This window comes from Streptomyces sp. A012304 (assembly GCF_026008495.1).
Lineage (GTDB): Bacteria > Actinomycetota > Actinomycetes > Streptomycetales > Streptomycetaceae > Streptomyces.
In genome coordinates, this window is record NZ_BQUN01000065.1 from 20,822 (window position 1) to 30,272 (window position 9,451).

The following is a 9,451-nucleotide window of genomic DNA, read 5'->3' on the forward strand; positions in this document are numbered from 1 at the left end:
CCGGTCGGCATCCCGGTCTCTGCGCCAGCGGTAGGGCCGGAGCCCACGGAGAGCCCGGCTCCCGGTCACGTCGGACAGGGGGGCCGGTAGTCCGTTCCGGGCAGGTACGACTCCCACAAGGAACGGGTGATGCGCGGATACGCGGAGGCACAGACCCACGCGGCGACCTTCTCCTCGTCGAGTTCCCACAGTCGGGCGGTCCGGTCCTGACCCGCGGTGGCCAGGGTGTGGCCGTCGGGGCCGAAGGCGACCGCGAAGAGCACTCCGGTGTGACCGGTCAGCGTCACCAGACGGCGGGGCTCGCCGATGTCACGGATGTCCCACACCCGGGCGGTGCCGTCGGCGCCGACCGTGGCCAGAAGGCCCGCGTCACGGCTGAGCGCGACGGCGTAGACGGTGTCGGAGTGACCGGTGAGTACGGTCAGCACCCTCGGTCGCCGAGGCTCGGAGACATCCCATAGGCGTGTGGTGTGGTCGGCGCTCGCTGTGGCCAGGTAGCGCCCGTCGGTGCTGAAGGCCACGGCCTTGACCGCGTCGTCGTGCCCGGTCAGTGTGCTCAGCCGTCTCTGTCTTCCCTGCTGGGCGACATCCCACAGACGTACCGTGTGATCACCGCTCGCGGTGGCCACCATGCGCCCGCCCGGAGCGAAGGCCGCGGCGTTGACGGTGTCGGAATGGCCCCTCAGCGCGGTGATACGTACGGGCCTGGCGGGATCCGCGGCACTCCACAGCCAGGCCGTGCCGGCCGTCTCCGCAGTGACCAGCAGGCGGCCGTCTTCGCTGAACGCGACCGTGTTGACGGCATCGGAGTGGCCCCGCAGTGTCGCCAGCGTCCGGGGGTGCCGTCGGTCGGAGACATCCCACAACCTGGCTGTGTGGTCGGCGCTCGCCGTTGCCAGGATTCTTCCTTCCCCGCCGAACACCGCCGCGTTGACCGTGCGGGTGTGCCCGGTCAGTGTCGCCAGACTCCTGGGTGGCCCGGGACGGGACATGTCCCACAGCCGCGCGGTGCCGTCGTCGCCGGCGGTTGCCGAGACACGCCCGTCGGAGGCGAAAGCCATCCCGTAGACGGAGTTGGTGTGCCCTACGAGGAGGGGCCGGGAAAGGTCCCACAGCCGCGCGGTGTGGTCGTCGCTCGTGGTGGCGAGGCTGCGTCCGTCCGGGCTGAAGGCCACCGAGACCGCGGCGTCGGTGTGGCCGATCAAGGACGTCAGTTCCTTCCCTCCGGGCCGACGTGGCGCGGTGATGTCCCACAGGCGTACGGTGCGGTCGGCGCCGGCCGAGGCAAGGGTGCGCCCGTCGGGGCTGAACGCCACGGAGCGGACGTCGTCGGTGTGCCCTCGCAGCGTGGCCAGTCCGCGGGGCCGACGCGCGTCGCTGACGTCCCACAAACGGATCTGCCGGTTCTGTCCCGCGGTCGCCACCGTGCGGCCGGACGGGGCGAAGGCCGCGGTCAGGCCTGGGCCTGCGCGCCGGTCCAGAACGGCAAGCGCCGTGGGCTGTCGGTCGGGCCCGCTGACGCGCCACAACCGGACGGTGCCCTCCCACCCGGTGGTGACCAGGCTGTTCCCGTCCGGACTGAACACCGCCCAGATCACGCCATCGGTGTGCGCCTTGAGGACGACCGGTTTGCCCGGCCGCCGGGGCTGTGCGGTGTTCCACAGGCGCACGGTGCGGTCGCTGCTGACACTGGCCAGTGTCCGGCCGTCGGGACTGAAGGCCACCGCGTTGACGGTGTCGGTGTGGCCCGTCAGAACCGCCGACTGCCTGGGGGCTCGGGGATCACTGACGTCCCAGAGCCGCACCGTGCGGTCCCATCCGGCCGTGGCCAGGAGACGGCCGTCGGGGGCGAAGGCGGCCGAGTTGACGTTGGCGGTGTGAGCGGCGAGAACGGCCAGTCGGCGGGGGTGGCGCGGGTCGGCCACGTTCCACAGCTCCGCGGTGCGGTCATGGCTCGCGGTGGCCAGGATGCGCCCGCCAGGAGCGAAGGCCACCGCGTTGACGTGGTTGCGGTGGGTGGTGAGCCGGGCCGCGTAGGGGGCGGCGAAGGTGCTGAGCAGGCTGCTGCGTGCCGCGACGGTCGGGGCGAGACGGTAGGCGGCGAGGCTGAGTTGGGCGGCCAGGGCGGGATGCGTGGCGCGGATCGCCTCGGCTTCGGCCGCGAGCTTCTGAGACGTGGCGAGGTCCCGTTGAAGTGCGGCCGTCCGCTGGGCGTCGACGGCCTGCACCACCGCGACCAGAGCCAGTACCAGGAGGACCGTCAGCGAAGCGATCAGCTGACGCAGGCGGCGGGCTCGGCGACGGGCCGCGCTCTGCTCATCGGCTTCCGCGTCCGCACCGGCCTGGAGAAAGGCGTGCTCCGAAGCGGTCAGCATGGTGTCCGACGCCTTGTCGGCCCATTCCCGGGCGCGGGCCAGCCGGGCACCGCGATAGAGGGCTCCGGAATCGCGGCCCAGGGCCTCCCACGCCTGCGCCGACTCTGTCAGCTGCCGGTGCGTCCTCAAACCCTCGCGGTCCTGTGCGAGCCATTCGCGCAGCCGGGGCCAACCCCGGATGAGTGCCTCATGGGTGATCTCGACGGTGTCGTGGTCGAGGGTGAGCAGCCGCGCACGGACCAGTCTTTCGACGACGGCCTCAACGTCTCCCCGCCCGGGTTTCCGGTCCGTGCCGGATTCGCCCTCGACATCCAACTCGGTCCGATCGATGCGGCGTTTGGTGTCCTCGGTGCCCTCTCCCAGCGCTGTCAGCCGCACGAACAGGTTTCTGGCCGTGCGCTGCTGTTCGGGCCGCAGTGCGGCGTAGACCGCTTCGGCCGTCTGACTGAGCGCGCCCTCGATACCGCCGGCCGCCTGGAACCCGGTCAGCGTCAGCCGGTTGCCGCTCCGCCGACGCCAGGTTTCCAGCAGAGCGTGCGACAGCAGGGGCAGCACACCCACCTGCCCGTGGGCCTGCGTCACCACTTCGGCGAGCAGCGCGCTCTCCACGGTGTACCCGTCCTGGACAGCGGGTTGCACGATGGCACGGCGCAGTTCGTCGACCGTCATGGGGCCTATCGGCAACTGCGCATCACGCAGGACGTCGACGAACTCGGGATGGCTGGTGCAGTGGGCGTAGAAATCGGCACGGACTCCAAGCACGATGCGGCACCGGCTGCTCGTCGTGCGGGCGGCTGTGATCAACGCGTCGATGAATGCGGTGCGCTCCTCGCTGCTGCGGCAGAGCGTGAAGATTTCCTCGAACTGATCAACGATCACTACGAGTTCCGTCGTGTCCGGCTCAAGGGCCAGTGCCTGGCGTACGAGCCGGTGCAGACCCCGACGGTCGGCGGAGAGTTCCTCGTACGCCTGACCGGGTGTGGTGCCCAGGGCGGAGGCGAGCCGGATCGCGCATTCCTCCAGGGGATGCGCCGTGGGGGTGAACATCAGCACGGGCCACGCCTGTCTCTCGGCATTCAAGCGCGCGACCAGGCCGGCTCTCAGTACGGACGATTTCCCCGCCCCCGAAGCGCCGAACACCGTCACCAAGCGTTCGCTGAGAAGACGTATCCATAAATCCTCCACCAGCCGTTCCCGGCCGAAGAAGCGCCCGGCGTCTTCCGGCTGGAACGGGGTGAGGCCCGCATAGGGCGCTGAGCCTTTCTCCGGCCCGTCCACGTCCTCGGTCTTCGCGGCGGCATCCAGGGCGATCTCGGCGGCGACCGCCTGCCAGCGACGTTCCCATTCCTCGGCATCGCCACGGCAGGCACGGACATACGCGAGGGTCACAGCCAGGCTGGGCAATCGGCGCCCGCCGGCCGCGTCGGAGAGAGTGGTGACCGAGTAGTGCACGCGGGAGGCGAGTTCCCGGTACGACGGGCTGCCCGCTTTCTCCCGTAACCGGCGCAGGTCCGCGGCGAAGCGCAGCAGCGGCCCGTCCCCCTCACCCAGTGGACGTTCACGGCGAGGCATCGCCCACCTCCATCCCTGAAGTCGACGCCACTTCCCGTCCGTTGAAGAGACAACCGATGGCGCGCCATGGTTGCCGGGAATGCGTCACGTTTCTTCCGTGAGCAGGGGCGGAGCTTCATGTTCCCGTTGTCCGGAGCTTGTTTGTCCGCCTGCCCCTTCCCGGCGCCGGACAACCCGGCGGCGCTAGACAAGGACGTCAGCCGAGCGTCCTCACGCGACTGCACCCGAGCGCGTGCGGACCCGATGGCACTGCCAAGGGGGATGGCCGCCATGCCGACTGCACCGACTTTCGCGATGCTGGGTCCACTGCGCGCCCACATGTCCGGGACCGAGCTGGATCTGGGACCCGTCCGCCAGCAAGCGGTCCTCACCACACTGCTGTGCAACGCCAACCGCGTGGTGACCTCCGCCGAGCTCCTCAAAGCGGTCTGGGGGCAGGACCTGCCGAGCAGCGGCGCCAAGCTGATCCCGCCCTACATCTACCGGCTGCGCCGGCTGTTGGCCTCCGCCTCGGACGAGCCCGGCAAACCGTTCATCAGCACCTCCCGCGAGGGCTACGTCATTCACCTCGACTCCGGCCAACTGGACACCGAGCGGTTCCACCGGACGGTAGGGCTGGCCACGGAGTCACAGACTCACGGTCAGCTCGAACAGGCGTCCAGCCTGTTGTCCACGGCGTTGGACGACTGGTACGGCGAACCCCTGGCCGGGCTTCCCGGCCCGTTCGCGGACAGTCAGCGGCGGCATCTGACCGAGCGCAGAGTCTCGGCGATCGAACGAAGAATCGGCATCGATCTCCAGCTAGGACGTCACGAGGCCGTCATACCCGAACTCGCGGCGCTTCTGGCCGCGCACCCACTGCGGGAACACCTGGCCACCATGTTGATGACCGCGCTGTGTCAGAACCACCGCCAGGCCGACGCGCTCGCCGTGTTCACCAGGACCCGCACTCTCCTCGTCGAACAGCTGGGAATGGAACCTGGTGCCGAACTGCGCGCCGCATACGAAGCGGTTCTGCACGCCGACGTCGACACCCCGCAGCCGGACAGTCCGGCTCCACGGCTCACAACGGCAGTCGTGTCCGCCTCCCTCGCACCGTCCGGTGCCGCGCATGGCACCGGACGGTGCGACCTGCCGCATGTCGCGGCCACGTTCGTCGGACGACGACGTGAACTCGACTCACTGCTGCGAACGGGTCTCCCTGACGGCGGCACCGGCCGGGGCACCGTGGTGGACGTGATCGACGGGATGCCCGGCAGCGGCAAGACGTCCCTCGCCGTGCAGGCGGCCTGGACGCTGACGTCCAGATATCCAGACGGTTGCCTCTTCCTCGACCTGCACGGCCACACGCCCGGCCGAAGGCCCTTGAGCCCCGACGACGCCCTCTCGGTGCTCCTTCGCGCGCTGGGGGCCGGCGACCAGGACAAGTCGTCGCTCGACGAGAAGCAGGGCGTACTGCGAACAGCGCTCGCCGACCGGCGTGTCCTGCTCCTCCTCGACGACGCTCACGACGCACACCAGGTGCGCCCGCTTCTGCCCGGTGGGCCGCTGTGCCGAGTGGTCATCACCAGCCGGAAGCGGCTGATCGGGCTGGAGAGCACCACCGTGCTGTCGCTGGACGTCCTGCCGCCGTCCGACGCGGCAGAGATGTTCACCGCGATCGTGGGCGCCGACAGAATCGGAGGCGACACACATGTGGTGTCTCGGGTGGTGGAACTGTGTGGAAGGCTCCCCCTGGCGATCAGGATCGCGGCCGACAAGATGGTGCACCGCCCTTCCTGGGGACTGAGCGACGTGTACCGCCGGCTCGCTGAATCGGTCGACGGAATCAGTTTCTTCCGGGCCGGTATCCGCAACCTCGAAGAAGCTCTTCTACAGTCGTACGCCCGACTCTCGGAGCGAGAGAAGGATGCCTTTCACACGTTGAGCACGGCGCCGTACGACGACTTCGATGACCAGATGGCAGCCAGACTGACAGGGAGCCCCGTCCGGGTGACACAGGAGGACCTGGATCAACTGCTGGACGCCAATTTGATGCAACAGCCGTCACCGAATACCTTCCGGTTCCACGATCTTGTTCGGAGATATGCCCGGACAGCGATGCCCACCGCGGATGAGGCTCCATCAGGCGCGTAGGCCGCCGATGATCGGTTCGCGAGGGCGTTCACCAGGCCGCGGCGAGCGTGTGCCAAGGTGCCTTGAGTCGGCAGCGCGCAAACGGCCGGCGGTCGCCCGCTCAGTGGCTCCCGCTCAAGGGGTCCTAATACTCCAGTGCCGTTTCGTGATCTATCCAGTCGGTTCGTCGGCGGAGCGTCGTCGGTAGCGGCTGCGGCGGGCTGTCGCCTGGTGTTCTCGCCGCCGGTCGGACCAGTGCAGCAGCTTGGCCGCTGACACGGCTGGTGTGTTGAAGACGGCGGCGAGTAGGTGTCGGATCTCCGGGACGGTCAGCTTGATCGGGGTGTGACCGCGGGTGAGGTGGGCCGGCGGGGCGGGTCGCTGTGGCGCCGAGCCGGCGGCGACGGCGGTCAGGAAGGCCAGGGCAAACATGGCGAGCGTGATGTGCCGGTGCCACGAGGTCCAGTTGCGGACCTGGCAGTGATCGAGTCCGACCTGGCCCTTGGCGGCCTGGAAGCACTCCTCGACGCTCCAGCGGACACCGGCGACGCGGACCAGCTCCGCAACGGTGACCGTGGTGGGTGACCAGCACAGGTAGAAGGCGAGTTCGCCGGTGGTGCGGTTGCGGCGGATGAGCAGGTGACAGTGGCTGCCGGTGCCGATGTGGACCCAGGCCCAGTCGTAGTGGCGCGGGCCCTTCGCGCCGTTGCCTGCGCTGTGCCGCTGCCAGGCGCTGGCGGGCAGGCGTTCGGCGACGGTGTCCGCGCGCATGGTGGTGCGGCCTGAGTTGATCCGCACCCACGTCGAGCAGGCGACGGCCATCACGTGGCCGGTCCCGCGTGGGGGCCGTGGAGCCAGGCGATGGCGGACTCGGCGACCCACCTGACCTTGCCCAGTTCTGAGCCGTGTGGCTGACTGCGTCGGGCGATCTTCGGTGTGATGCCGCGCTCGCGCAGGCGGCAGCGATAGATGTCATGGTCGTAGCCTCGGTCGGCGTATAACGTGCGGGGCTTGCGCCGGGGGCGGCCCCGCTTCCCGCGCACCGGCCCGAGGCCGAGGACTTCGCGGTCGTCGACGTCCCGGTGCGCCAGCCGCTGCCGGCGGCATCGATGCTGGAGACGTTCCCGAAGCCGGTGATGGAGAAGGCTCTGTGGTGGGAGGGGCACATCCTGGAGGTCCTGCACGGGCTGCCGCCCGGCGCCGAGCCGGGGACGTCGCCCCGGCCTGAGTACGGGCCGGACCGCTCGTTGACGGCCCGGCAGCGGGCCAAGGCCGCTGAGCTGACTGCTGCCGGGCACAAAGTGGCTGCTCAGACGGTCGCGAACTACCGGCGCCGCTACCAGGCCGACGGGGTCGTCGGGCTCGCGGACCACCGTCCGGTCCGCAAGAAGCGCGAGTTCGGGTCCGTGGACACCGCCGTGGTCGCGACCATGCGGCAGGCCATCGCCGAGGCGACGGACGCCTCGACCCGGCGGGGCACGTTCCTGCTCTGGCGGACCGGCGAGATCCTCCGGCAGACGCCCGCCGGCCGGGCGGTCAAGCTGCCGTCCGAGCGGACCCTCTACCGGCTGCTTGTCGGCGTACGGTCTTGGCTCCCCAGCCGCGTACACGTGAACGTCCCCAGTTGTTGGTACGCGTTCGGCGTCGGACCTTGTGAGGTCACAAGATCGTCTCTGCGGTGGGTCGGTTGGCCTGGTCCTGGCAACATGCGTGAGTGCACATATTCAAGGTGGCGGGCTGTATCGGCCTGCTTGCTGCGCTCGTAGGCTGCGGTAGCTCGGAGAGTGATGCAGCCGTCCCGGGCGGGAAGCGTGTGGAGGCGACGGCTTCGATGGACCCGAGCTCGATCACCGTTCTGGTGACCTTCATCGGCGGGCCGGCCGACGGCCGGACTGAGCATCTGCCGCTGTCCCAGGCGACGGGCAAGGTCACCGTCGCGGGTGTGACCTATCAGAGCAACCCTGGCCCGCCGCCGGAAGTGAAGGACACTCCGGAGGGCTTGGCCCAGGTGATGCGGCCCGTCTGAGGCGACACGGACCGCGTTCCTCGCTGGGCGATCCTGCTGCTAGAGCGTGTCTCCTTGATCGGTTGGTCAGTTGATCGGATGTGTCCGTCCGATTAGTGATCACTGATGCGATGTGGGACCGGATCGAGCCGCTGATGCCGGCCGATCCGGTCCGCGGTCGGCGATGGGCCGATCGCCGCCGAACTCTGGAGGCCATCGCGTGGAAGTACCGCACCTGCTCGCCCTGGCGGGACCTGCCGGACGAGCTCGGCTCGTTCCAGACTGCTCACAAACGCCTGATCAGGTGGGCCGTGGACGGCACCTGGGAACGCATCCTCACCGCAGTTCTGGCAGCAGCAGACGCTGATACCGACATCGGCTGGACCGTTTCGGTGGACTCCACCGTCTGCCGAGCCCACCAGCACGCCGCCGGAGCCAGGAAAAAGGGGCTCCCGGCCGGGCCGAACCCGACGACCACGCCCTCGGACGCTCCCGCGGCGGCCTGAGCACGAAAGGCCACCTCGCCAGCGACAGCCGAGCACGACCCCTGGCCCTCCGCGTCACCGCAGGCCAGGCGGGCGACGCCCCGGCCTTCAAGACCGTCATGGCCGCCATCCGTGTTCCGCGAAACGGACCCGGAAGACCGAGGACTCGGCCGGAAGCCGTCCTGGCGGACCGCGCGTATTCATCACGAGCGATCCGGAACCACCTTCGCCGACGCGGAATCCGCGCTGTCATCCCCCAGCCGTCCGACCAGGTCGGCCACCGTCTGCGGCGAGGCCGCGCCGGCGGTCGCCCACCAGCCTTCGACGCCGAGGCGTACAAGCAGCGCAACGCCGTCGAGCGGTGCATCAACCGACTCAAGCAATGGCGCGGACTGGCAATGCGAACCGACAAGCTCGCCATCGCCTACCAGGCCGCACTCCACCTCGCCGCCATCCTCATCTGGACAGCCGCGTGACCGCCGAAGCGCCTTGTCCGCGAAGATGGGCCACATGGACGATCTTGTGAAGTTCCTCATCGCACGAATCATGGACGACAACCACGCCTATGCCTACGTGGCCGACACCCTGGGCGGCGAGGCTCTTCTCGACAGCCATCTCCCCATGCTCGACCTGACCGAGCAACTGGCGCACGACTACAAGGCCATGGACCCCTCGGACTCCCGCTCGGCCGGCCTGGCATACGCGCTTCGAGTCCTTGCCCAGTCATACGCCGAGCACCCCGCCTACCGCCAGGAATGGCGCCCATAGCCTTTCAAGGAGACAGGCTCTAGGCCACGTCGTTCTCTCGCTCGATGGCCTTGAGGCGGTTCTTGAGTGAGCCGAAGCTCGGAAGTTGTCACCTGCGGGACCGGCTGAGCTGGTGAATGGGGACGGTCGAA

At 69.2% G+C, this 9,451-nt stretch carries 7 protein-coding genes and 1 pseudogene; 5 read left to right on the forward strand and 3 right to left on the reverse strand.

Annotation, left to right across the window (positions count from 1 at the left end; translation table 11 throughout):
• Positions 1–65: 65 nt before the first annotated feature.
• The gene (locus ALMP_RS14950; protein ID WP_264927876.1) at positions 66–3,947 is read right to left on the reverse strand and encodes a hypothetical protein; all 3,882 of its coding nucleotides are present in this window, start codon (positions 3,945–3,947) and stop codon (positions 66–68) included.
• A gap of 270 nt (positions 3,948–4,217) precedes the next feature.
• On the opposite strand from ALMP_RS14950, the gene ALMP_RS14955 reads away from it, so the two are divergent.
• On the forward strand, positions 4,218–6,083 hold the full coding sequence (locus tag ALMP_RS14955; protein ID WP_264927877.1) for an AfsR/SARP family transcriptional regulator: 1,866 nt from the start codon (positions 4,218–4,220) through the stop codon (positions 6,081–6,083).
• 150 nt (positions 6,084–6,233) lie between these two features.
• Here the strand turns inward: ALMP_RS14955 and ALMP_RS14960 are convergent, their stop codons facing one another.
• Together ALMP_RS14960 and ALMP_RS14965 are read right to left on the reverse strand one after the other, a co-directional pair.
• Positions 6,234–6,887, reverse strand: coding sequence for a transposase (locus ALMP_RS14960; protein ID WP_264927878.1), 654 nt, complete (start codon positions 6,885–6,887; stop codon positions 6,234–6,236).
• 23 nt (positions 6,888–6,910) lie between these two features.
• Positions 6,911–7,108: pseudogene (locus ALMP_RS14965) on the reverse strand (IS5/IS1182 family transposase); the annotation flags it as partial.
• 63 nt (positions 7,109–7,171) lie between these two features.
• On the opposite strand from ALMP_RS14965, the gene ALMP_RS14970 reads away from it, so the two are divergent.
• From ALMP_RS14970 to ALMP_RS14985, 4 genes are all read left to right on the forward strand, one after another.
• Entirely contained in the window at positions 7,172–7,828 is a 657-nt protein-coding gene (locus tag ALMP_RS14970; protein ID WP_264927886.1) for a hypothetical protein, read from the forward strand.
• 65 nt (positions 7,829–7,893) lie between these two features.
• Entirely contained in the window at positions 7,894–8,088 is a 195-nt protein-coding gene (locus ALMP_RS14975; protein ID WP_264927884.1) for a hypothetical protein, read from the forward strand.
• A gap of 110 nt (positions 8,089–8,198) precedes the next feature.
• Positions 8,199–9,028, forward strand: a protein-coding gene (locus ALMP_RS14980; RefSeq protein ID WP_375803486.1) for an IS5 family transposase whose coding sequence is annotated in 2 segments (ribosomal slippage) — positions 8,199–8,525 and positions 8,528–9,028 — 828 coding nt in all. Because the reading frame shifts where the segments join, the coding sequence is not laid out codon by codon here.
• 34 nt (positions 9,029–9,062) lie between these two features.
• Complete coding sequence (locus tag ALMP_RS14985) at positions 9,063–9,320, forward strand: DUF6221 family protein (protein WP_264927882.1); 258 nt, start codon at positions 9,063–9,065, stop codon at positions 9,318–9,320.
• Positions 9,321–9,451 lie beyond the last annotated feature (131 nt).